The 20,400-nt window shown below is 68.1% G+C and carries 22 protein-coding genes and 2 riboswitches; of the genes, 12 read left to right on the top strand and 10 right to left on the bottom strand.

Going from position 1 to position 20,400, the window contains the following annotated elements; genetic code table 11:
* Positions 1-10: 10 nt before the first annotated feature.
* The 5 genes from gcvPB to RF701_RS14835 all read right to left on the bottom strand — a co-directional run bounded on the left by gcvPB (position 11) and on the right by RF701_RS14835 (position 5,691).
* On the bottom strand, positions 11-1,585 hold the full coding sequence (gene gcvPB / locus RF701_RS14855; RefSeq protein ID WP_308815414.1) for an aminomethyl-transferring glycine dehydrogenase subunit GcvPB: 1,575 nt from the start codon (positions 1,583-1,585) through the stop codon (positions 11-13).
* On the bottom strand, positions 1,582-2,940 hold the full coding sequence (gene gcvPA / locus RF701_RS14850; RefSeq protein ID WP_210356879.1) for an aminomethyl-transferring glycine dehydrogenase subunit GcvPA: 1,359 nt from the start codon (positions 2,938-2,940) through the stop codon (positions 1,582-1,584). Before gcvPA ends, gcvPB begins: the two co-directional genes overlap by 4 nt.
* 125 nt (positions 2,941-3,065) lie before the next feature.
* Positions 3,066-3,437, bottom strand: a complete 372-nt coding sequence (gene gcvH / locus RF701_RS14845) for a glycine cleavage system protein GcvH (RefSeq protein WP_210356880.1) — start codon at positions 3,435-3,437, stop codon at positions 3,066-3,068.
* Position 3,438: 1 nt separating this feature from the next.
* On the bottom strand, positions 3,439-4,635 hold the full coding sequence (gene gcvT, locus RF701_RS14840) for a glycine cleavage system aminomethyltransferase GcvT (RefSeq protein WP_308815413.1): 1,197 nt from the start codon (positions 4,633-4,635) through the stop codon (positions 3,439-3,441).
* Positions 4,636-4,690: 55 nt separating this feature from the next.
* A riboswitch (glycine riboswitch) is annotated at positions 4,691-4,798 on the bottom strand.
* Positions 4,799-4,801: 3 nt separating this feature from the next.
* Positions 4,802-4,885, bottom strand: a riboswitch (glycine riboswitch).
* Between the two features lie 170 nt (positions 4,886-5,055).
* The gene (locus RF701_RS14835) at positions 5,056-5,691 is read right to left on the bottom strand and encodes a hypothetical protein (RefSeq protein WP_210356882.1); all 636 of its coding nucleotides are present in this window, start codon (positions 5,689-5,691) and stop codon (positions 5,056-5,058) included.
* Between the two features lie 116 nt (positions 5,692-5,807).
* Between RF701_RS14835 and ispH the strand changes: the two genes are divergently transcribed.
* From ispH to rnhA, 3 genes are read left to right on the top strand one after another with little or no spacing between them, the layout of a single operon-like run.
* Positions 5,808-6,791, top strand: coding sequence for a 4-hydroxy-3-methylbut-2-enyl diphosphate reductase (gene ispH / locus RF701_RS14830; RefSeq protein WP_210356883.1), 984 nt, complete (start codon positions 5,808-5,810; stop codon positions 6,789-6,791).
* A gap of 13 nt (positions 6,792-6,804) precedes the next feature.
* Entirely contained in the window at positions 6,805-7,752 is a 948-nt protein-coding gene (gene thrB / locus RF701_RS14825; RefSeq protein ID WP_308815412.1) for a homoserine kinase, read from the top strand.
* Positions 7,749-8,204 carry a ribonuclease HI gene (gene rnhA / locus RF701_RS14820; protein WP_308815411.1) on the top strand — a complete coding sequence of 152 codons (456 nt, stop codon included), beginning with the start codon at positions 7,749-7,751 and terminating at the stop codon, positions 8,202-8,204. The genes thrB and rnhA overlap by 4 nt, the downstream gene beginning before the upstream one ends.
* A 13-nt stretch (positions 8,205-8,217) precedes the next feature.
* Here rnhA and RF701_RS14815 read toward each other — a convergent pair whose 3' ends face one another.
* Genes RF701_RS14815 through RF701_RS14805 form a run of 3 tightly spaced genes read right to left on the bottom strand, consistent with a single transcriptional unit; the run spans position 8,218 to position 10,456 of the window.
* On the bottom strand, positions 8,218-8,394 hold the full coding sequence (locus RF701_RS14815) for a DUF1508 domain-containing protein (RefSeq protein WP_308815410.1): 177 nt from the start codon (positions 8,392-8,394) through the stop codon (positions 8,218-8,220).
* Positions 8,395-8,417: 23 nt separating this feature from the next.
* The gene (locus RF701_RS14810; protein ID WP_308815409.1) at positions 8,418-9,512 is read right to left on the bottom strand and encodes an FAD-binding oxidoreductase; all 1,095 of its coding nucleotides are present in this window, start codon (positions 9,510-9,512) and stop codon (positions 8,418-8,420) included.
* Entirely contained in the window at positions 9,509-10,456 is a 948-nt protein-coding gene (locus tag RF701_RS14805; RefSeq protein ID WP_210356886.1) for an alpha/beta fold hydrolase, read from the bottom strand. The genes RF701_RS14810 and RF701_RS14805 overlap by 4 nt, the downstream gene beginning before the upstream one ends.
* Before the next feature lie 77 nt (positions 10,457-10,533).
* Between RF701_RS14805 and RF701_RS14800 the strand changes: the two genes are divergently transcribed.
* The 9 genes from RF701_RS14800 to RF701_RS14760 all read left to right on the top strand — a co-directional run bounded on the left by RF701_RS14800 (position 10,534) and on the right by RF701_RS14760 (position 19,784).
* Complete coding sequence (locus RF701_RS14800; RefSeq protein WP_246847963.1) at positions 10,534-10,983, top strand: prepilin peptidase; 450 nt, start codon at positions 10,534-10,536, stop codon at positions 10,981-10,983.
* Between the two features lie 63 nt (positions 10,984-11,046).
* Complete coding sequence (cpaB, locus tag RF701_RS14795; RefSeq protein ID WP_308815408.1) at positions 11,047-12,099, top strand: Flp pilus assembly protein CpaB; 1,053 nt, start codon at positions 11,047-11,049, stop codon at positions 12,097-12,099.
* Between the two features lie 2 nt (positions 12,100-12,101).
* Positions 12,102-13,688 (top strand): type II and III secretion system protein family protein, encoded by a 1,587-nt coding sequence (locus RF701_RS14790; protein ID WP_308815407.1) that lies wholly within the window; start codon positions 12,102-12,104, stop codon positions 13,686-13,688.
* Between the two features lie 23 nt (positions 13,689-13,711).
* Complete coding sequence (locus RF701_RS14785) at positions 13,712-14,341, top strand: CpaD family pilus assembly protein (protein ID WP_308815406.1); 630 nt, start codon at positions 13,712-13,714, stop codon at positions 14,339-14,341.
* A 1-nt stretch (position 14,342) separates the two neighbouring features.
* Entirely contained in the window at positions 14,343-15,611 is a 1,269-nt protein-coding gene (locus RF701_RS14780) for a pilus assembly protein CpaE (RefSeq protein ID WP_308815405.1), read from the top strand.
* Between the two features lie 44 nt (positions 15,612-15,655).
* Complete coding sequence (locus RF701_RS14775) at positions 15,656-16,630, top strand: type II secretion system F family protein (RefSeq protein ID WP_203308434.1); 975 nt, start codon at positions 15,656-15,658, stop codon at positions 16,628-16,630.
* Between the two features lie 18 nt (positions 16,631-16,648).
* On the top strand, positions 16,649-17,629 hold the full coding sequence (locus tag RF701_RS14770; protein WP_308815404.1) for a type II secretion system F family protein: 981 nt from the start codon (positions 16,649-16,651) through the stop codon (positions 17,627-17,629).
* An 80-nt stretch (positions 17,630-17,709) separates the two neighbouring features.
* Positions 17,710-18,084, top strand: a complete 375-nt coding sequence (locus RF701_RS14765) for a hypothetical protein (RefSeq protein ID WP_308815403.1) — start codon at positions 17,710-17,712, stop codon at positions 18,082-18,084.
* 47 nt (positions 18,085-18,131) lie between these two features.
* A complete protein-coding gene (locus RF701_RS14760) occupies positions 18,132-19,784 on the top strand; it encodes a thiamine pyrophosphate-binding protein (protein WP_308815402.1) in 1,653 nt (550 codons plus the stop codon).
* An 11-nt stretch (positions 19,785-19,795) separates the two neighbouring features.
* On the opposite strand, the gene RF701_RS14755 is transcribed toward RF701_RS14760, so the two are convergent.
* Positions 19,796-20,080, bottom strand: coding sequence for a hypothetical protein (locus tag RF701_RS14755; RefSeq protein WP_308815401.1), 285 nt, complete (start codon positions 20,078-20,080; stop codon positions 19,796-19,798).
* A 79-nt stretch (positions 20,081-20,159) separates the two neighbouring features.
* Positions 20,160-20,342: a CsbD family protein gene (locus RF701_RS14750; protein ID WP_203308438.1), complete on the bottom strand. Its 183-nt coding sequence runs from the start codon at positions 20,340-20,342 to the stop codon at positions 20,160-20,162.
* Positions 20,343-20,400: the final 58 nt, after the last annotated feature.

Below are 20,400 nucleotides of genomic sequence, written 5' to 3'. Positions count from 1 at the left end.
CGCCCCCTTCCTATTCCGCCGCGGCGGCGAGCGGCTTCTCCTTCCACACCAGCACGGGCTTACGCGCCGCCAGCGTCTCGTCGAGACGCGCCCGCGGGGCGAAGTGCGGCGCCGTCTTCAGGCTCTGATCGCCCGCCTTGGCGCGTTCCGCCACCGACCGCAGCGCGCCGATGAACTGATCCAGCGCCGCCTTGGATTCGGTTTCCGTCGGCTCGACCAGCATCGCGCCGTGTACCACCAGCGGGAAGTACATGGTCATCGGGTGGAATCCTTCGTCGATCAGCGCCTTGGCGACGTCGATAGTCGAGAAGCCCTCCGCCAGACCGGCATCGGAGAAGATCGCCTCGTGCATACAGGGCCCGCTCGCGGCGAACGGCGCGTCCAGCGTGTCTTCGAGGCTGCGCAGCACGTAATTGGCGTTCAACACGGCATCCTCGGCGACCTGGCGCAGGCCGTCTGCGCCATGGCTTAGGATGTAGGTCAGCGCGCGCGTGAACATGCCCATCTGGCCCTGGAAGGCGGTCATCCGCCCGAACGTGTCGGGATGATCGTCACCTGCGGTCTCTTCCTCCACGAGCTGGATATGCCCGTTCGCGTGGCGCGCGGTGAAGGGCAGCGGCCCGAAGGGGCTGAGCGCTTCCGACAGCACCACCGGCCCGGATCCCGGCCCGCCGCCGCCGTGCGGGGTCGAGAAGGTCTTGTGCAGGTTGATGTGCATCGCGTCGACGCCCAGGTCACCCGGCCGCACCTTGCCGACGATCGCGTTGAAGTTCGCACCGTCGCAATAGACGTATCCGCCGGCGGCATGGACCGCGTCAGAGATGCGCTTCAGGTCGCGCTCGAAAAGGCCGCAGGTGTTGGGATTGGTGATCATCACCGCCGCGACGTCCGGCCCCAGCCGCGCCTCCAGCGCCGCGGTGTCGACGCGGCCGTCGGGCGTCGCCGGGATATCCTCGACCGTGAAGCCGGCGAAGGCCGCGGTCGCGGGGTTGGTACCATGGGCGCTTTCGGGCACGAGCACGACCTTGCGATGCCCCTCGCCGCGCTTCTCCAGCGCCGCCTTGATGCACAGGATGCCGCACAGCTCGCCATGCGCGCCCGCCTTCGGACTCATCGCAACGCCGTGCATCCCGGTCAGCGTGATCAGCCAGTGCGCCAGCTCGTTGATGACGCCCAGCGCGCCCTGCACCGTGTCGACCGGCTGGAGCGGGTGGATGTCGGCGAAACCGGGCAGCCGCGCCATGCGCTCGTTGAGGCGCGGATTGTGCTTCATCGTGCACGATCCCAGCGGAAACAGGCCCAGGTCGATGGCATAATTCTGCCGGCTGAGACGCGTATAGTGACGCACCGTCTCCGGCTCCGACAGCCCGGCGAGGCCGATCGAATCCTTGCGCGTCAGATCGCCCAGCCGCGATCCGGCGACGTCGCCATCGGGGAAGTCGACGCCGGTCGTGTGCAGGTCACCGATCTCGAAGATCAGCGGCTCCTCGAGCATCAGCGCGCGATTGCCCGTGAAGGTCGCGGGTGCGCCGCCATCCTTGGCGGTGGGCGACGTGGGCTTCCAGCCGCTCTGGTTGATCGTCATGCCAGCACCTCCTCAAGCGCCGTCGCCAGCGCCTCGATATCCTCTTGCGTCACCGTCTCGGTCACCGCGACGACGAGACCGTTCGCCAGCGACTCCTCGCCCGGGTACAGCCGACCGAGCGACACGCCCGCGAGTACGCCGCGATCCGCGAGCGTGCGGACGATCGGTCGCGCCTCCTTGCCCAGGTCGATCGTGAATTCGTTGAAGAACGTGTCGTTCACGACCCGCACGCCCGGTACCTTCGCCAGCCGGTCCGCCGCGCGGCATGCCTGCGCATGATTGATGCCCGACAGCCGCCGCAATCCCGCCTCGCCGAGCAAGGTCATGTGGATCGAGAAGGCGAGCGCACACAGACCGGAGTTGGTGCAGATGTTGCTCGTCGCCTTTTCGCGGCGGATGTGCTGCTCGCGCGTCGACAGCGTCAGCACGAAGCCGCGCTTGCCGTCGGCATCGACCGTCTCACCGCAGAAGCGGCCCGGCATCTGGCGGATATATTTGTCCTTGCAGCCCATCAGGCCGACGTACGGGCCGCCGAACTGCAGGCCGACACCGAGCGACTGGCCCTCGCCGACGACGATGTCCGCGTCCATCTCGCCGGGCGAGCGGATCGCGCCCAGCGCCACCGGCTCGGTCACCACCGCGATCAGCAGCGCCTTCTGCGCGTGGCAGGCGTCGGCAAGCGGGGTCAGGTCCGCGATGCGTCCCAGGATGTCGGGATATTGCACGACGACGCAGCTGGTATCGCCGTCGATCGCCGCGATCAGCGCCTCGATGTCCGTCTCGGCGCTCAGCGTCGGCAGCGAGGTTTCGAGCGCGTCGCCGGTGTACTTGGCCATCGTCTTCGCGACGCTGACGTAATGCGGGTGTAGGCCGGACGACAGGATCGCCTTGCCGCGCTTGGTGATGCGCCGCGCCATGCCGATCGCTTCCCAGCAGGCGGTCGAGCCGTCGTACATGCTGGCGTTCGCCGCATCGGTCCCGAGCAGCCGCGCGACCTGCGTTTGGAACTCGAACAGCATCTGCAGCGTGCCCTGCGCGATCTCCGGCTGATAGGGCGTGTAGGCGGTCAGGAACTCGCCACGCTGGATCAGATGGTCGACGCTGGCCGGCACGTGATGCCGATAGGCGCCGCAGCCGAGGAAGAAGGGCACCTCGCCCGCGACCAGGTTCTGCCGGGCGAGCTTGGTCATGTGCCGCTCGACGGACAGTTCCGACGCATGCATCGGCAGGCCGTCGATCGGGCCGCCGAGGCGGGCGGCTTCGGGCACGTCGACGAACAGGTCGTCGATCTTCGCGGCACCGATGGTCGCGAGCATCGACTCGCGGTCATGGGACGTCAGGGGCAGGTAGCGCATTGAGACAAAGACTCCCCCCTCCCGCGTGCGGGAGGGGTCGGGGGTGGGCCTGTCGTCACGAGCGGGGCTGGAGGGGACGGGCGCACCCCCAGCCCCTCCCGCAAGCGGGAGGGGAGTTTACGCGATCACAGCTTGGCGACGAACGCCTCGTAGGCGGTCTCGTCCATCAGCTCCTCGAGCTCCGACGTGTCGGACAGGGTGATCTTGAAGAACCAGCCCTCGCCCTCCGGGTCCGAATTGACCAGGCTGGGATCGTCGCCAAGCGCGGTGTTGCCCTCGATCACGTGGCCCGACACCGGCGAATAGACGTCGGAGGCGGCCTTCACCGACTCGACCACCGCCGCCTCGTCGCCCTTGGCCAGTTGCTTGCCCTCTTCAGGGACGTCGACGAACACGATGTCGCCGAGCTGACCCTGCGCATATTCGGAAATGCCGACGGTTCCGGTCTCGCCGTCGACGTCGATCCATTCATGGTCTTCGGTGAAGTAGCGGCTCATCTTATTTGGCTCCTGCACGGATGTAGCGGTGGGGAACGAAGGGCATCGCTGCAACGGTCGCGTCGTGCAGCTTGCCACGTTGGATCAGCTTGAGCGGCGTTCCGGGCACGGCCAGCGCGGCCGGCACATAGGCCATGCCGATCGGCGCGCCGACGCTGGGCGCGAAGCCGCCGGAGGTGACGCGGCCAATGATCGCGCCGTCCGCGTCGACGACGCTCGCGCCCTCGCGCACCGGCTGGCGGCCGGCGACGGTCAGGCCGACGCGCTTCACCGCGGGTCCGTTCTCGCGTTCCGAAAGGATGCGTGCGGCACCCGCAAAGTCGCCGGCCTCGCGCCGACGCTTCGACAGCGCGAAACCGAGGTCCGCCATCACCGGCGTGGTTTCCGGATCGAGGTCGTGACCGTAAAGCGGCAACCCCGCCTCGAGGCGCAGCGAGTCGCGCGCGCCAAGGCCGATCGGCTCGACCTCCGGCTGGTCGCACAAAGCGGTGGCGAACGCGTCGGCGATCTCTGCCGGCAGCGAGATTTCGAAGCCGTCCTCGCCGGTATAGCCCGAGCGGCTGATCCATAACGGCGCGCCGTTCCATGCGAAGGCACCGGCAGTCATGAACACCAGCGATTCGACCCCTGGGACGATCCGCGACAAGGCATCGACCGCCTTCGGCCCCTGCAACGCAAGCAGCGCCTGATCTTCCATCAGGTTGATGACGATGTCTTCAGGCAGGACATCCAGCAGATAGGCAACGTCGTCATATTTGGTCGCGCCGTTGACGACCATGTAATGGCTCGCCTCGCCGAACGGATGCGCATCGCCGATCGGCAGCGTCGTCACCATCAGGTCGTCGAGGATGCCGCCCTCGTCGTTGAGAAGCAGCGAATAGCGCATCTTCGCCGGCGCGAGACCGGCGACGTCACCCGGCAGCACCGCTTCGAGCGCCGCGGCGACACCCTCGCCGGTCAGACCGACCTGCCCCATGTGGCTGACGTCGAACAGGCCCGCATTCTCGCGCGTCCACAAATGCTCCGCCATGATGCCCTTGTATTGGACGGGCATCTCGTAGCCGGCGAACGGGACCATGCGACCGCCGTGGGCGCGATGCCATGCGTCGAGCGGCAGAGTCTGGATGACGGGCTCTTCCCCCTCCGGCTCGCCGGCAAGGTCGGCGTCCTGCGCCTGTTCGATCACCGCGTCGCTCATCACCCAGGGCCTTTCAAAAGGGCGGCAGCGGCGGCGACATGCCGCGCGTGTGCCGGAAACCCCCTCTGTCACGGAACCTGAGAGCTTTGACCCGATGCCGTTGCGGCGTACGGGCTTACCCCTTCGGTGGCCCCTGAAAGGGGCGCTTTCCAGAGTGTCGATGGCGACCGCGCGGTCCCGTGTGCCTGAGAGATTCCGGGGCGGTTGCTCCTTCGGCGGCCCTGATTGGGCTCTCTCCCGCGCGCGCCTATGCGGGTTGCCCCGCATCGACGAAAAAATCTCTGGCGGGGCGCCCGGCCCAAGTCAATCGGCAAACGGCGGCGCCTGCGATTAGGCATGGTGGCGCCCCAAAGGGCGCTGCATCACCGCTTCCCCGTCCGCCCGGTCCCCGCGCGACGGAGAGCGGCATGCACGGACACGCTAGCGCTGGGCGTTGTACTTCAGCTGGTCGTTCGTCAGCTGAAAGCCGACCAGCGCCTCGAACGTCGCGCTCAACACCGCCTGACGGATCTCCGGACGGCTCAGCGGATCGGTCGCGGCGTCCTCCTCGCCCGCCTTGCGCTTCTTGGTCAGCTCGCGCCGCACATCGTCGGACAGGGTCGCAGCCGCCCGGTTGACGTAGCTCGTCGCCTCGCCGCGAGTCTGCGCGCGGGCCTGGCCGGCGTCGAAATGCACCGCGACCTGACCGACGCGCTTCGCCGTCACCTGATTTCCGCCGCGCACCACCGCGATATAATAGGGCAGCGTCACGTCGCGCGCGCCGTCGGTTCGGGTCCGGCGCGCGAGGACGTCGAACGTCACCGTGGTCGTGATCTGCTCGCCCGCGTCGTTGCAGGTCCCGCGCACGTTGGTCATGTTGGCGACGACGTCGACGGCATTCTCGTCCTGGCTGGTCGCCGGATCGAACAGGGTGACATCGCCGGTACCGGCGGCGACGCCCACCGTCGGGCAGGCGGAGCGGACGGCGGAGATGCCGCCCTCCACCACTTCGCCCTTGCCGGCGCAGCCGCCGAGGACGAGCGCGAGGGCGCAAGGGGCGAGAAGCGAGCTTTTCACGGTGAACGCGTACCTTTTCGAACGGGCGACGACATCAGGCCGGGATGCCCCGGCCGGGCGGCGCGCACCATAGGAACCGCCTTTCGCGCGTGCAAGCAATCGCGTAGAGCCCCGCCATGGCAACCATCGATCCGATCGTCGCGCCGCCTGCCGCCGACAAGCCCGTGCTCGAACTGCTGATCGCCGCGCCGCGCGGGTTCTGCGCGGGCGTCGACCGCGCGATCCGCATCGTCGAGCTGGCGATCGAGAAGCACGGCGCGCCCGTCTATGTCCGGCACGAAATCGTGCACAACAAGTTCGTCGTCGACACGCTGAAGGCGAAGGGCGCGATCTTCGTCGAAGAACTGGACCAGGTGCCCGACGGCAAGCCTGTCGTCTTCTCCGCCCATGGCGTGCCCAAATCGGTGCCCGCCGCAGCGCAGAATCGCGGGCTGGACTATCTCGATGCCACCTGCCCGCTCGTCTCCAAGGTGCATCGCGAGGCGGAACGGCTCGTCGCTGCCGGGCGGCATATCGTGTTCATCGGCCACGCCGGCCATCCGGAGGTCATCGGCACGTTCGGCCAGGTACCGCAGGGTGCGATGACGCTGATCGAGACGGTGGAGGATGTCGCCGATTTCGCGCCGACGGAGCCCGACAACCTCGCCTTCCTGACGCAGACGACGCTCTCGGTGGACGATACCGCCGCCGTCGTCGCCGCCCTCCAGGCGCGCTTCCCGACGATCCAGGGGCCGCGCGGAGAGGACATCTGCTATGCCACGTCGAATCGCCAGGCCGCGGTCAAGGCGATCGCGGCGGCGTGCGACGCGATGCTGGTGATCGGGGCGCCCAATTCGTCCAATTCTCTCCGGCTTGTCGAAGTGGCGCAGCGCGAGGGGACGCCGGCGCGCCTCATCCAGCGCGCGGCGGAGATCGACTGGACGTTTCTGGATGGCGTCGGCACGCTCGGCATCACCGCGGGCGCGTCGGCACCGGAAATGCTGGTGCGCGAGCTCGTCGATCTGCTTGCCACCCGATTTGCCATCACCGAGCGCGAGGAGGAGACGACGCGGGAGACGATCGCGTTCAAGCTGCCGCGCGGGCTCGACGCCGCGGCGTGACGGCGCGGGCCTGATGGCGGTCTATACGCAGGTCTCGGCGGAGGCGCTTGCCACCTTTCTGACGCGCTACGAAGGGGTCGGCGAACTCGTCTCCGCGAAGGGGATCGCCGAGGGCGTCGAGAACAGCAACTATCTCGTCGACACAACCGCGGGGCGGTACATCCTGACGCTATACGAGCGGCGCGTCGAGGCGGGTGACCTGCCCTTCTTCATGGCGCTGCTCGATCATCTCGCGGCCCGCGGACTGCCCGTGCCGCCCGCGATCAAGGACCGGGACGGCGTCGCGATCCAGACGCTGGCCGGCCGACCCGCCTGTCTCATCCGCTTCCTGCCCGGCGTGTCGCTGACGCGTCCGTCGCCGATCCAGGCGCATACCGCCGGTGCCGCGCTCGCCGATCTTCATGCCGCGGTCGCCGATTTCGACGGGAAGAGGCCGAACAGCTTGGGCGTCACGGCATGGCGGCCCCTGCTCGAACGGTGCGGTGCCGATCTCGATGCCATCGCCCCCGGACTGTTCGCCCGCGTCGACGCGGCGCTCGCTCGTCTCGAGGCAGCCTGGCCGCACGATCTGCCTGCCTGCGTCATCCACGCCGATCTGTTTCCGGACAATGTGCTGATGCTCGACGCACAGGTGACGGGTCTCATCGATTTCTACTTCGCCTGCTGCGACCTACGCGCCTATGACCTCGCCGTGATGCATACGTCCTGGGGGTTCGATCCCGCCGGTGCGCCGCTGGACGGCGTCGGCGCGGCGCTGATGAAAGGCTATGGCGACCGGCTTTCGCCGGCGGAACGCGCGGCCATGCCGGTGCTGGCGCGGGGCGCCTGCATCCGCTTTCTGCTGACGCGGGCCTGGGATTGGCTCAACACACCGGCGGACGCGCTCGTCACGCGCAAGGATCCGCTCGCCTATCTCCGTCGCCTCGACTGGTATGACGCACATCCGGAGGCCTTCGCATGACCGAGCCGATGAGCCGCGTCGAGATCGCCACCGATGGCGCGTGCAAGGGCAACCCCGGCCCCGGCGGCTGGGGGGCGTTGCTCCGCTTCGGCAGCCACGAGAAGGAATTGTCCGGCGGCGAGCCGATGACGACCAACAACCGCATGGAACTGACCGCGGCGATCGAGGCGCTGGGCGTCCTGACGCGGCCGTGCCGCGTGACATTATCCACCGACAGCAAATACGTGATGGACGGGCTGACCCGCTGGATCCACGGCTGGCGGAAGAACGGCTGGAAGACGGCGGACAAGAAGCCCGTCAAGAATGCCGAATTGTGGCAGGCGCTGTTCGCCGCGACGCAGCGTCACGAGATCGAGTGGATCTGGGTCAAGGGCCATGCCGGCCACCCGGATAACGAGCGTGCCGACAAGCTCGCCAGCGACGCCGCATTGGCGGCGGCGAAGCGTCCCTGACCTCCGCCGCCCGCTATTCCTCTTCCTCGACGGCGGCCGCGGGCCCGTTCTTGAGGATCGAGGCGATCGCGTTGCGCGCGCTGTCGCGACTGGAATAGCCCTCGGTCCACCAGATCAATTCGCCGTTGTGCTTGAACTTGGCGACGAATTCCCCGGCCTTGTTCTTCTCGATCACGAACTTGTGCGCCATCACGGCCTCCTTCGCGAGAGTGGTCATCGGGGCATAGACGCGAACCGCGCGGGTGCATAGCGGGCGACGTCGATGCCCGACACCTCATCCGCGGGCGTTCCGCCCTTCAACAATGCAGCGCCGATCATGGCGGCAGCGGGCGATGTCTGGATGCCGAAGCCGCCCTGCCCTGCAAACCAGAAGAAACCGGGCATGTCGGGCGCAACACCATAAACCGGCAGCCGGTCGGGCGCGAAACTGCGCAGCCCGGCCCAGCGGCGTTCCACCGCGTCGACCCGCCAGTCGACCGCAGATTCGAAGCGGTCGATCGCGATCGCGACGTCGAGCTCCTCCGCCGCCGCATCGCACGGGTCGCTGGGCGTCTCGTCGGACGGGCTCAGCCAGAGCCGCCCGCCGGCCTCCGGCTTGAAATAAAAACTGCCCGCGATGTCCGCGACCAGCGGCAGCCGCGCCGGCGGGGCGGGATCGCTTCGCAACTGGACGACGGTTCGGCGAAACGGGCGGATACCGATGGGTGCCACGCCGGCCCGCACGGCGACCTCGTCCGCCCAGGCGCCCGCCGCATTGACGAGCACGTCCGCCGCGAATGGCCCCGCGGCGGTCTCGATCCGCCAGGAGCCGCCGCGCCGGACCGCGCTGCGCATCGCCGCGTCCACGACCAGGGTAGCGCCCGCCGACCGAGCGGTGGCGAGATAGCGCGCGTGGAGCGCGCCGACATCGATATAGGCGCAGCTCGGCTCGTGAATGCCGATGGTCCAGGCGGGCAACAGGCCCGGTACCATCGCGGCCGGATCGACGCGGTCGAGCCGGACGCCGCTGCCCGCGAAGGCAGCAAGAAACGCGTCCGCCGCCGCCGCGTCGTCCGCGCGACCGATATGGAGCTCGCCGAGCGGATCGAGCACGCCCGCCTCGCGCAGAGCCCGCTCTGACGCGCTCGTCAGCGGCTGGACCCCGGGTCCACCGTAGGTTTCCGACCAGAAAGCCGCCGAGCGGCCCGTCGCATGATAGCCAGGATGCGATTCGGCTTCGAGCAGCAGGACACGCGCGCCGTCTCCGATCGCGGCGGCGAGGCTCGCCCCGGCGATGCCTGCGCCGACGATCGCGATGTCGTAGGTCACGCCGTCTGCCGGGCGAGAAACGCTTCGATCAGGCCATAGGCGCGCAACCGCACGGCATCGGCCTCGCGCAAAATCTCATGTGCCGACTCGGCGCCGAAATGCTCCAGTTCGCACCGCGGCAGCCGTGCGGCCACCCTTACCGCCGCCTGCGAATCGACGAGCCCATCCTCGTCGGCCACCAGCATCAGGATCGGCGTCCGGACCGTCGCGAGGCGCGGGTCGTCGCGCAGCCCGGCGCAGGCGACGAACGCTTCCGCGATCCATGCCCAGCTCGGCGGCCCCAGTCGCAGGCTGGGATCGCGATCGTACCAAAACGCCTCGTCGGTATACCGGTCGTGCGAGTGCGTCAGCAGCCGCTCGCGATGACCGGCGGAGCGCGAATCGTCGCGCACGCGCCAGGCGGGCCGCGCCGGATCGCCGATCCGGGTCATCAGCCGCGCCAGCCACGCGCCCAACCGCGGCCCCACCGGCGAGTGGATTCCCAGCATCGGCGCGACCAGCACAGCCGCATCCGGGTCCACACCGCCGTCCATCAAGGACCGGAGCAGCAGGTGGCCGCCCATCGAATGCCCCAGGATCGCGGTCGGACCATCACCCTCCGACCGCCAGTCGTTCCAGAAGGCGGAGAGATCGGCGAGCCAGGGATCGAAGCGCTCCGCATGGCCGACGTGCGGATCCTTCGCCAGGCGGCCGGAGCCGCCCTGCCCCCGCCAGTCGAAGGCCGTAACCGCCCAGCCATGGGCATGGAGATGGCCGATCACCTCCAGGAACTTCTCGATGATGTCGGCCCGTCCGCCCTGGACGAGGATGCGGCCGCGCGGGTTGGGATGGGGCCAATCGAAGCGACGATGCCGCCATCCGTCGGCCGCGATCCAATGCGACAGGCGCGACTCTGCGGGAAAATTGCGCCGCAGCGCGTGGGGATCGAACGGGATCTGGGTCATCGGCTCCCCTTGGTTACGGTTTCGAAAGCCATCGCGTCTACCTGTTCACACCGATGGGGTGGGACAAACTTCTCGGCATGGCCGTCATCGCGCTGCTTTTCGCCCTGCTGCTCTCGGCAGGGATCGAGGATGCTCGCCGGCGCGAAATCGCGAACTGGAAGAATGCCGCCATCGCGCTCGCCGCCCCCGCATGGTGGTGGGCGAACGGGCTCGGCTGGAGCGACATGGCGATCCAATTCGGTCTGGCCACCGCGGTGTTCGCCCTGTTCGCGGGCGTCTTCGCCGCGGGATGGATGGGCGGAGGCGACGTCAAGATGATCGGCGCGCTTGCCCTCTGGTTTCCGCCCGGCGGCGTGCTGTCGATGCTGATGCTGATGGCGGTGGTCGGCGGCGCGATCACGATGCTGATGGTCGTCGAGCACCGCTGGCGGCGTCGCGAGGCGGTGGTCGAAGTGCCCTACGGCGTCGCCATCGCTGCCGCAGCCCTGCTGACGGTCGTCCCGGCGGGACCACCAACCGGATTTTAACCACTCCACCTCAATACTTAGCGCCGGATCAACCACCGGTGCGCAGAAAAGGCCCGTTGCAACATGGATAGTCGCAAGATCGTTTTGCTGGTGGGAGCGCTGCTGATCGCCGGCATCACGGCGTTCTTCGCCCGCACGCTGCTCGCCGGTTCCGCCGCACCGCAGGCCGCCGCCATGACGCAGCCGGGCCTACGGCCCGTCGACGGGCCGGAAGTGCTGGTCGCGACTCGCACGCTGCCGGTCGGCACCATCCTCGATGCCTCGGCGCTGAAATTCCAGCCCTGGCCCAAGGAACTGGTCGACGGCGCCTATTTCCTGAAGGCGGGCACCGATCTCAAGGCGTTGCAGGGAACGGTCGTGCGCAACCCGATCACCGCGGGCCAGCCGGTGACGCAGGGCGCGCTCGTCAAGCCCGGCGACCGCGGCTTCCTGGCCGCCGCGCTGGGTCCCGGCATGCGCGCCGTCACGGTCGCGGTTTCCGGCCAGGCGGCCGTCGCGGGCTTCGTCTTCCCGGGCGACCGCGTCGATCTTGTGCTGACCCAATCCGTCACGGGCGGCGGCGACGGCCAGCCGCTCAAGGTCTCGGAAACGATCATGCGCAACGTGCGGGTCCTGGCGACCGACCAGCGCACCGACAACAGCGTCGGAGAAGACGGCAAGACCAAGGTCAGCACCTATTCCAACGTGACGCTCGAAGCGACGCCCAAGATGGCGGAGCAGATCGCGGTGGCGCGCACCGTCGGCGACCTGTCGCTGTCGCTGCGCAGCCTCGCGGACAATCCGGCGCAGCTCGAGGAAGCGATTGCCAACGGATCGGTCAAGGTGCCGGCCAACGGCGATGCCAAGGCCGAGAAGGCGATGATGCTGGCGTCCGCCAGCCGCCCGCAGTCGGGCGACAGCACCTTCGCCACGGGAGCTGACGTCTCGCGCTTCCAGCGTAGTTCCGTGCCTGGCAAGGCCTCCGGGCTTGCCGTGCAGGCGCAGGGGGTGGGCATGCCCGCTCCGGGTGGCGCCGCCGCGACCGCACCGGGTGCGGCCGCGATACCAACCGGTCCCGTCGTGCGTGTCGCGCGCGGCACCAGCGTGACCGTCGTTCCGGTCGGGGGAAACAAGTAATCATGCGCAAGTCCTCGAAGCCTTTCGCACGCGCGCCGCTCGCGCTGGCCATGGTGCTGGCGACGCCCGCCGGCCTCGCCGATGCGCGGCCGACGCCAGGTGGGCCCAGCGCCCCCAGCGGCCTCGTCCAGGTCAACACGGGTCGCGGTCGGCTCGTCACGCTGCCACGCCCGATGAGCGACGTGTTCGTCGCCGACGACGCGGTCGCCGACGTACAGGTCCGCTCTCCGACCCAGCTCTACATCTTCGGCAAGAAGCCGGGCGAGACAACGATCTCCGCGACGACCAAGGGTGGCGCGGTCGTCTACGCAAGCACAGTCCGCGTCGGCAACAACTACGACTCGATCGGCGCGATGCTGCGTCTTGCGATGCCGGAAGCACAGATCGTCGCGACGCCGATGAACGGTCTAGTCCTGCTTACCGGCACGATCGCCAGCCCCGGCGACGCGGCCGAAGCGGAACGCCTGGTGCAGGCCTATGTCGGCGAAAGCACCAAGGTGCTTTCCCGCCTGAAGACGGCGACACCGTTGCAGGTCAACCTGCAGGTGCGCGTCGCGGAAGTGAGCCGCAGCTTCATCAAGCAGGTCGGCGTCAACATCCAGTCGTTCGACGGCACCGGCGGTTTCAAATTCGGCATCGCGCAGGGGCGGGCCCAGACACAATATACTCCTTTAAGCGGTGGGGCCAACGGCGGAGGGTTGTTCACCGGGGGCACGACCGCATCGACCGGCAGCACGCTGCTGACGGGCGCGGCAACCGGCGGGACGCTGGGCTTCGCCGGCAGGCTGCTCGGCCTCGACCTGCTCGGCGCGCTCGACCTCGGTGAGACGACGGGCATGGTGACGACGCTCGCCAATCCGAATCTCACCGCGCTGTCGGGCGAGACGGGCACGTTCCTCGCCGGCGGCGAGGTGCCGATCCCGATCGCGCAGGCGCTGGGCACCGTGTCGGTCGAATACAAGCAATATGGCGTCAGCCTGGCCTATACGCCGACGGTGCTCGCCGACGGGCGCATCAGCCTGCGTGTGCGGCCGGAGGTGTCGCAGCTGGATTACTCGAACGCGGTGACGATGAACGGTACCCGCGTGCCCGGGCTGACCACCCGCCGCGTCGAAACGACGCTGGAACTGGGGTCCGGCCAGAGCATGATGATCGGCGGCCTACTCCAGAACACGCACAATAATTCGATCCAGAAGACGCCGTTCCTCGGCGACCTGCCGATCATCGGCACGCTGTTCCGGTCGAACGGCTTCCAGCGCAGCGAGACCGAACTCGTCATCATCATCACCCCCTATCTGGTGAAGCCGATCAACAGCCTGTCGCAGGTCGCGCTGCCGAGCGACGGCTATCGCGCCCCCACCGATGCCGGCCGTCTGCTGCTCGGCGAACTCGGCACGGGGGTCAGCGGCGATCGCCGCCCGGTGCCGTCGATGGCGCCAGGCAGCGTGCCCGGCATGGCGCCCAGTTACGGCGCATCCGCTCCGGTACCGGCGCAACCGCGGCGCGATGCCGCTCCGGCCGCCTCCGACGCCCGTAGCGATCGCAAGTCCCGCAAGGCGGACGTCCCCGCCCCCGGCTTCTCCAACTAAGCGCGCGAAGGATGACCTTCCCGATGATCCGTCCGATCCTCCTTGCCTCGCTCGCCGTTCCCGCACTGATGCTGGGCGGGTGCATGGGCACCCAGAACCGCGGCGTGGAGTCCGTGCACCAGCCGGTCGTCGACCGCACCAGCTACGCGCTCGATCTCGCGACGCGCGGCGGCGCGCTCGCGCCCGGCGAGGACTATCGCCTCGCCGGCTGGATGGAAGGCATGCATGTCGGCTTCGGCGACCGCATCGCGATCGACGATCCGGGCGACTATGCGCCCACTGCCCATGAACAGGTTGCCGGCGTCGTCGCACGCTATGGCCTGCTGCTGTCGACCGATACGCCCGTCACGAACGCGCCTGTCGCGCAGGGCGCCGTGCGCGTCATCGTGTCCCGCATGCGGGCGTCGGTGCCGGGCTGTCCCGACTGGAGTCGCGACAGCAGCACCGAACTCGATCAGCATACCTCGTCCAATTTCGGATGCGCGGTGAACAGCAACCTCGCCGCGATGGTGGCGCGTCCCGACGACCTGGTTCGGGGGACGGAGGCGGGATCGGTCGTCGATCCGGCGCTGACCAGCAAGGCGATCGACAATTACCGCAAGCGCACGGCGACGGGCGCCACGGGTACGCTGCCCGCGACGGGAGGAAAGTGACATGAACGCGCCCTGGAAGCCTGGTACCGGCCTGCGCGAACCCTTTGCCGCCTTCGCCTGCGACGACACCACCGCCGACACGCTGCGCGCGGTCGCCGCGGAGCTCGGCTGGACGGTCGAGAAGGTGCACAAGGGCGGGCTGCGCAACGCGGTCCAGTCGCTGTCGGTATCGGCCAGCCCGCAGATCCTGTTCGTCGACCTGGCGGAATCGGGCGACCCGCTGAACGACATCAATGCGCTCGCCGAGGTGTGCGAGCCGGGGACGGTCGTGATTGCCGCCGGTCAGGTCAACGACGTCCGGCTGTATCGCGACCTGGTGGCCAGCGGCATCCAGGACTATCTGCTGAAGCCGGTGCATCCCGACATGCTGCGCGAAGCGCTCGGTCACGCACAGGCGATGCTGAACGCGCCCAAGGCGACGGAGGCGGTCGTCGATCGTCCGCATTGCTCGACCGCCGTCATCGGTACGCGCGGCGGCGTCGGCGCTTCGACGGTCGCGACCTCGCTGGCCTGGCTGATGAGCGACAAGGAGAAGCGTGCGACCGCGCTGCTCGACCTCGACGTCCATTTCGGCACCGGCGCGCTGGCGCTCGATCTCGAGCCGGGCCGCGGGCTGACCGACGCGATCGAAAACCCCAGCCGGATCGACGGCCTGTTCATCGAGCGGGCAATGGTGAAGGCGTCGGAGAAGCTCGCCGTGCTGTCCGCGGAAGCGCCGATCAACCAGCCGCTGATGACCGACGGCGCCGCCTTCTACCAGTTGCAGGAAGAGATGCGGGCCGCCTTCGAATGCACCGTGGTCGATCTTCCGCGTGCGATGCTGGTGCAGCATCCACACCTGATCAGCGACATACAGACCGCGGTGGTCGTCACCGAACTGACGCTGGCGGCGGCGCGCGACACGATCCGCATCCTGTCGTGGCTCAAGTCCAACGCCCCGCAGACGCAGGTGACCGTCGTCGCCAACCGCATGCATGCCGCCGGGCAGCTCGAGATCAGCCGCAAGGATTTCGAGGGATCGATCGAACGCAAGATCGATCATGTCGTGCCGTTCGACCAGAAACTGGCGGCTCAGGCGGCGAAGCTCGGCAAGCCGATGGCGGAGGCGGGCAAGAATTCCAAGACCGTCGCGCCCCTGCTCGACCTGGTCAAGGGCGTGCTGAGCGTTGGCGACGAGGCGCTGGATGCCGGTGTCCCGGGTGCCGGCAAGAGCGGCGGCAAGGGCACCTCGCTGCTCGCCTCGCTGCTCGCCAAGCGCCCGCGCAAGTGAACCGGCGAATGCCGATAGCGGTCATGGAGCCCTGATCGAACGTCATGGATACGCTGCCCCTTTTCCTGCTCGCGATCGGTGCCACGCTGGCGCTGGGCCTCGTGGCGTTCGCCCTGGCGGGGCCGTCGCCGCAACGCTCGCAGGCGCGGCGGATCGCGGCCGTCCGCGGCCGGCACGGCGAGGCGGATGCGGTCGCCGAGGCGCAGATGCGCCGCATCACCGCGGGACGGGCGCAGACCAGGACGGACGTCGCCTTCGGCAAGCTGCTGCCGAACCCGGCGCAGCTGGCAAAGCGGCTGGCGATGACGGGCAAGGACTGGACCGTCGGGCAATATGGCATGGCGAGTGCCGGCCTGTTCGCGCTCGTCGCGGCGTTGCTGTGGCTGAAGGGCGCGCCGATCCTGCTTGCGATGTTCCTCGCGCTCTTCGTCGGCGCCGGCCTGCCGCATTACATCGTCGGCTATTTCATCAAGCGGCGCATCGCGAAGTTCACCGCGAAGTTTCCGGATGCGATCGAACTGCTCGTGCGCGGTCTGCGATCCGGTCTGCCCGTCAGCGAGACGATGGCGGTCGTCGGCAACGAGGTCGAGGGCCCCGTCGGCGAGGAATTCCGGATGGTATCCGACAAGATGAAGATCGGCAAATCCATGGATGCGGCGTTGCAGGACACCGCCGACCGGCTGGGCACGCCCGAATTCCAGTTCTTCGTCATCACCATCGCGATCCAGCGCGAAACCGGCGGCAACCTTGCCGAGACGCTGGCGAACCTCGCCACCGTGCTGCGCCAGCGCGGCCAGATGAAGCTCAAGATCAGGGCGATGTCGTCCGAGTCGAAGGCATCGGCCTATATCGTCGGGTCGCTGCCGTTCATCGTGTTCGGCATGATCTGGATGATCAACGCCAGCTACATGCAGAACTTCTTCGTCGACCAGCGCCTGATGGTCGCCGGCCTCGGCGGACTTCTGTGGATGAGCATCGGCGCCTTCATCATGGCCAAGATGGTCAGCTTCGAGATCTGACGGGCAAGGACAGGCAACATGCAGGCAACCGGCCCCACCCTCCTCGGCGTCGACGTCCTTTGGGTCGCGACGATCCTCTCCGGCGTCGCGGCGTTCGCGGTGATGATCGCGATTTACGCGGTGACGACCGTCAGCGATCCCATGTCCAAGCGCGTCAAGGCGCTCAACGACCGGCGCGAACAGCTGAAGGCAGGTATCACCGCGTCGACCAAACGCCGCGCGAAACTGGTTCAGCGCAACGATACGGCCGACCGGATGCGCAGCATCCTGTCGTCGCTGAAGGTCTTGCAGGACAGCCAGGTCAAGATCGCGCAGATCAAGCTGATGCAGGCCGGCATCCGGTCGAAGGACTGGGCGGTCGCGGTCATCTTCGGCCGCCTCGCGCTGCCGATCGTCATCGGCGGCCTCGCGACCTTCTTCGTCTACGGCACCGACACGTTCGCGGACTATTCCGCGCTGCAGCGCTACGGCATCGTCGCGATGGCCTTCGTGCTGTCGTACAAGGCGCCCGATATCTACCTCAAGAACAAGATCACCAAGCGCAGCCACGCGATCCGCAAGGGATTGCCGGACGCACTCGACCTTCTGGTGATCTGCGCGGAGGCGGGCCTGACCGTCGATGCGGCCTTCCACCGCGTGGCGAAGGAACTTGGCCGCGCCTATCCCGAACTGGGCGACGAGTTCACGCTGACCGCCATCGAACTGGGCTTTCTGACCGAACGCCGCCAGGCGTTCGAGAATCTGGCGACGCGGGTCGATCTCGATGCGATCAAGGGCGTCGTCACGACCATGATCCAGACGGAGAAATACGGCACGCCGCTCGCCTCCGCGTTACGCGTCCTGTCGGGCGAGTTCCGTAACGAGCGCATGATGCGCGCCGAGGAAAAGGCCGCGCGCCTGCCTGCGATCATGACGGTTCCCCTGATCCTGTTCATCCTGCCGACGCTGTTCATCGTCATCCTGGGTCCGGCAGCCTGTTCGATCAGCGACGCGTTCTGATCCGGTCGCGAGGCGGCGACGCACGGCGCTGAACCATCGCTGCCCAGCGTCGTTGTGCTCCCGTAACAGGGAGTCCGACGATGCTCTTCACCACCCCGACGCAGTTCGCCGCGCTGGCCCTTGCGCTGATCGCCGGCTGGCTGTTCGGTCTCGCCAGCCATCCTGGCGGCCGCAAGTGGAAGGAACGCTATGCGGCCGAACGCGAGGCGCATGCGGCGCATCGCCGCGACGGCGAAACACGGCTGGCCGAGGCCAATCGGCGCACGGCCGAACTGGAGCGCGAGAACGAGCGCCTCGCCAATGCGACGCCGGTGGCAGCCACCCCTGTCGTCGATCCTGTCGTCGCCCGGCCGACGCTGACCGAACGCCTCACCGGCCGTGCCCCGGTCGCCGCGCGTAGCGCGCGCCCGGCGTTCACCGACGGCAGGCCGCGCGGCTGGTTCGACTTCCGCTGAGCGACCGCCGTCTCGACTTGGCGGCGCAAAGTCGCCAAGGACGAGCGATGGAGAGTGGAACGCGCACCGGCGGCCGGATTCTGGTCGACCAATTGCTCGCGCAGGGCTGCGAGCGCATTTTCACCGTGCCGGGCGAAAGCTTCCTGGCGGTTCTGGACGCCTTGCACGACACGCCGGCGATCGAAACGGTGGTTTGTCGGCAGGAAGGCGGCGCGGCGTTCATGGCCTGTGCCGACGGGACGCTGACCCGCCGCCCCGGCATCGCCTTCGTGACCCGCGGCCCGGGTGCGACGAACGCGTCAATCGGCGTCCATGTCGCCATGCAGGACTCGCAGCCGATGATCCTGTTCATCGGCGACGTCGACCGCGCGACGCGGGATCGCGAGGCCTTTCAGGAGATCGACTTCGCCGCGATGTTCGGCCCGCTCGCCAAATGGGCGGCGCGGATCGACGACGCGCGGCGCATTCCCGAATATGTCGCGCGCGCTTATGCCGTCGCCATGAGCGGGCGGCCCGGTCCCGTCGTCCTCGCCCTGCCCGAAGACATGCTGTTCGACCGTGTCGAAGCCGTCGACCGGCCTCGCGTCGCGCGCATTCAACAGACCTGCGATCCGGCACAGATGCAGCGCGTGGCGGAAGCGCTGGCCTCGGCGGAGCGACCGGTCGCGATCGTCGGCGGTGCGGGCTGGGACCAGGATGCGGCGCGCGATTTCGTCGACTGGGCCGAACGTGTCGGTATTCCCGTCGCCGCCGCCTTCCGCCGGCAGGACGCAATTCCCAACACGTCGCCCGCCTGGGCGGGCAATCTGGGCTATGGTCCCAATCCGCGGCTTGTCGAGCGTGTCCGCGCGGCGGATCTGCTGTTGGTCGTGGGCCCGAGATTGGGTGAGGCGACGACCGACGGTTATACGCTGGTGACCCCCGACCATCCGGGACAACGCCTGGTGCACGTTCACCCCGACCCAGAGGAGTTGGACCGCACCTATCGTACCGATATCGCGATCTGCGCGGGCATGGCGGAATTCGCGCAGGCGTTGCTCGCCGTCGCGCTGCCAGCGCGCGATGCAGGCGGGCGGGCCCATGACGAATGGCGCGACTGGTCGACGCCACGGCCCCGCGATCTGATCATGGATCTCGGCCCCTGCGTCGCGGCGATGCGCGACCTGCTGCCCGCCGATACGATCCTATGCAACGGCGCAGGCAATTACAGCGGCTGGTGGCATCGTTACTGGCCCTATGCGGGGCCGGGGACGCAACTCGCGCCGACGGCGGGCGCGATGGGCTATGGCGTCCCCGCGGCAGTCGCCGCGGCGCTGCGTCACCCGGGGCGCACCGTCGTCGCGCTTGCCGGCGATGGCTGTTTCCTGATGAACGGACAGGAGCTGGCGACCGCGGTTCAGCACGACGCGCAGATGCTGGTGCTCGTGGTCGACAACGGCGCCTATGGAACGATCCGCATGCATCAGGAGCGGGAGTTTCCCGGCCGCATCTCCGCGACCCGTCTCGCCAATCCGGATTTCGCCGCGCTGGCGCGCGCCTACGGCTGCTGGTCGGAAACCGTGAAACGCACCGAGGACTTCGCCCCTGCCCTTGAACGCGCGCAGGGCGTGCAGGGTGTTCGGCTGCTGCATCTGAAAACGGATGTCGAGGCGATCACCGCCGGCACGACGCTGACGCAAGTCGCTGGCCGCGCCGGCTGATCACGCTTCGGTCAGCGCAGTTTCTCGGTACCGTTGATCAGCGCCGCCTTCTGCTCGTCGGTCATCGCCTGAGCGTTGACATCGGCGTCATCGATTGCGTCCGCCTGCTGCTTGCCGCTCTTGCGGATCTGGTCGGCCTGATCCTTCATGTTGTCGGCGGCCTGTTCCATCGCGTCGGCGCGATTGTCATAGGCCTTTTCGACGTCATGGCCGAGCTTGTCGTCGCCCTTGCCGCCGCATGCCGCGAGCGAAAGCGCCATGCTGCCCAGCACCGCGGCGATCATCGTCTTCCTCATGCATTCTTCCCCTGTTCGATCAACGAAAAGGGCCGCCCCGCCGGAGCGGAACGACCCTGTCATTCTGTCTAGGCGCCGATCAGATGTCGTCGCCGAGCGCGCCCTTGACCTTGCCCTTGGCCTGCTCGCCCTTGCCTTCAAGCTGCTGCGCCTTGCCCTCGGCGGCCAGATCGGCGTTGTCGGTATGATTGCCGATCGCTTCCTTCGCCTTGCCGATCGCTTCGTTGACATTGCCCTTGATCTTGTCGGTCAGCTCGCCCATTCCGGCCTCCTGCGCTTCGTGCGACCCGCCTTTCGGGCCGCTTGATCCACGTCAGCAA

The organism is Sphingomonas sp. GV3, from assembly GCF_031082075.1.
Classification (GTDB): domain Bacteria; phylum Pseudomonadota; class Alphaproteobacteria; order Sphingomonadales; family Sphingomonadaceae; genus Sphingomonas; species Sphingomonas beigongshangi.
This window is presented reverse-complemented; position numbering and strand designations above follow the sequence as displayed.

Excerpts from the sequence above, each read along its gene's own strand:
- RF701_RS14750 (WP_203308438.1), bottom strand. The coding sequence starts at position 20,342 with ATGGGCGAGCTGACCGACAAGATCAAGGGCAATGTCAACGAAGCGATC.
- gcvPA (WP_210356879.1), bottom strand. The coding sequence starts at position 2,940 with ATGCGCTACCTGCCCCTGACGTCCCATGACCGCGAGTCGATGCTCGCG.
- thrB (WP_308815412.1), top strand. The coding sequence starts at position 6,805 with ATGGCGGTCTATACGCAGGTCTCGGCGGAGGCGCTTGCCACCTTTCTG.
- RF701_RS14800 (WP_246847963.1), top strand. The coding sequence starts at position 10,534 with ATGGCCGTCATCGCGCTGCTTTTCGCCCTGCTGCTCTCGGCAGGGATC.
- RF701_RS14765 (WP_308815403.1), top strand. The coding sequence starts at position 17,710 with ATGCTCTTCACCACCCCGACGCAGTTCGCCGCGCTGGCCCTTGCGCTG.
- RF701_RS14785 (WP_308815406.1), top strand. The coding sequence starts at position 13,712 with ATGATCCGTCCGATCCTCCTTGCCTCGCTCGCCGTTCCCGCACTGATG.
- ispH (WP_210356883.1), top strand. The coding sequence starts at position 5,808 with ATGGCAACCATCGATCCGATCGTCGCGCCGCCTGCCGCCGACAAGCCC.
- RF701_RS14815 (WP_308815410.1), bottom strand. The coding sequence starts at position 8,394 with ATGGCGCACAAGTTCGTGATCGAGAAGAACAAGGCCGGGGAATTCGTC.
- RF701_RS14760 (WP_308815402.1), top strand. The coding sequence starts at position 18,132 with ATGGAGAGTGGAACGCGCACCGGCGGCCGGATTCTGGTCGACCAATTG.
- gcvH (WP_210356880.1), bottom strand. The coding sequence starts at position 3,437 with ATGAGCCGCTACTTCACCGAAGACCATGAATGGATCGACGTCGACGGC.
- RF701_RS14790 (WP_308815407.1), top strand. The coding sequence starts at position 12,102 with ATGCGCAAGTCCTCGAAGCCTTTCGCACGCGCGCCGCTCGCGCTGGCC.
- cpaB (WP_308815408.1), top strand. The coding sequence starts at position 11,047 with ATGGATAGTCGCAAGATCGTTTTGCTGGTGGGAGCGCTGCTGATCGCC.
- RF701_RS14770 (WP_308815404.1), top strand. The coding sequence starts at position 16,649 with ATGCAGGCAACCGGCCCCACCCTCCTCGGCGTCGACGTCCTTTGGGTC.
- rnhA (WP_308815411.1), top strand. The coding sequence starts at position 7,749 with ATGACCGAGCCGATGAGCCGCGTCGAGATCGCCACCGATGGCGCGTGC.
- gcvT (WP_308815413.1), bottom strand. The coding sequence starts at position 4,635 with ATGAGCGACGCGGTGATCGAACAGGCGCAGGACGCCGACCTTGCCGGC.
- RF701_RS14775 (WP_203308434.1), top strand. The coding sequence starts at position 15,656 with ATGGATACGCTGCCCCTTTTCCTGCTCGCGATCGGTGCCACGCTGGCG.
- RF701_RS14780 (WP_308815405.1), top strand. The coding sequence starts at position 14,343 with ATGAACGCGCCCTGGAAGCCTGGTACCGGCCTGCGCGAACCCTTTGCC.
- RF701_RS14755 (WP_308815401.1), bottom strand. The coding sequence starts at position 20,080 with ATGAGGAAGACGATGATCGCCGCGGTGCTGGGCAGCATGGCGCTTTCG.
- RF701_RS14805 (WP_210356886.1), bottom strand. The coding sequence starts at position 10,456 with ATGACCCAGATCCCGTTCGATCCCCACGCGCTGCGGCGCAATTTTCCC.
- gcvPB (WP_308815414.1), bottom strand. The coding sequence starts at position 1,585 with ATGACGATCAACCAGAGCGGCTGGAAGCCCACGTCGCCCACCGCCAAG.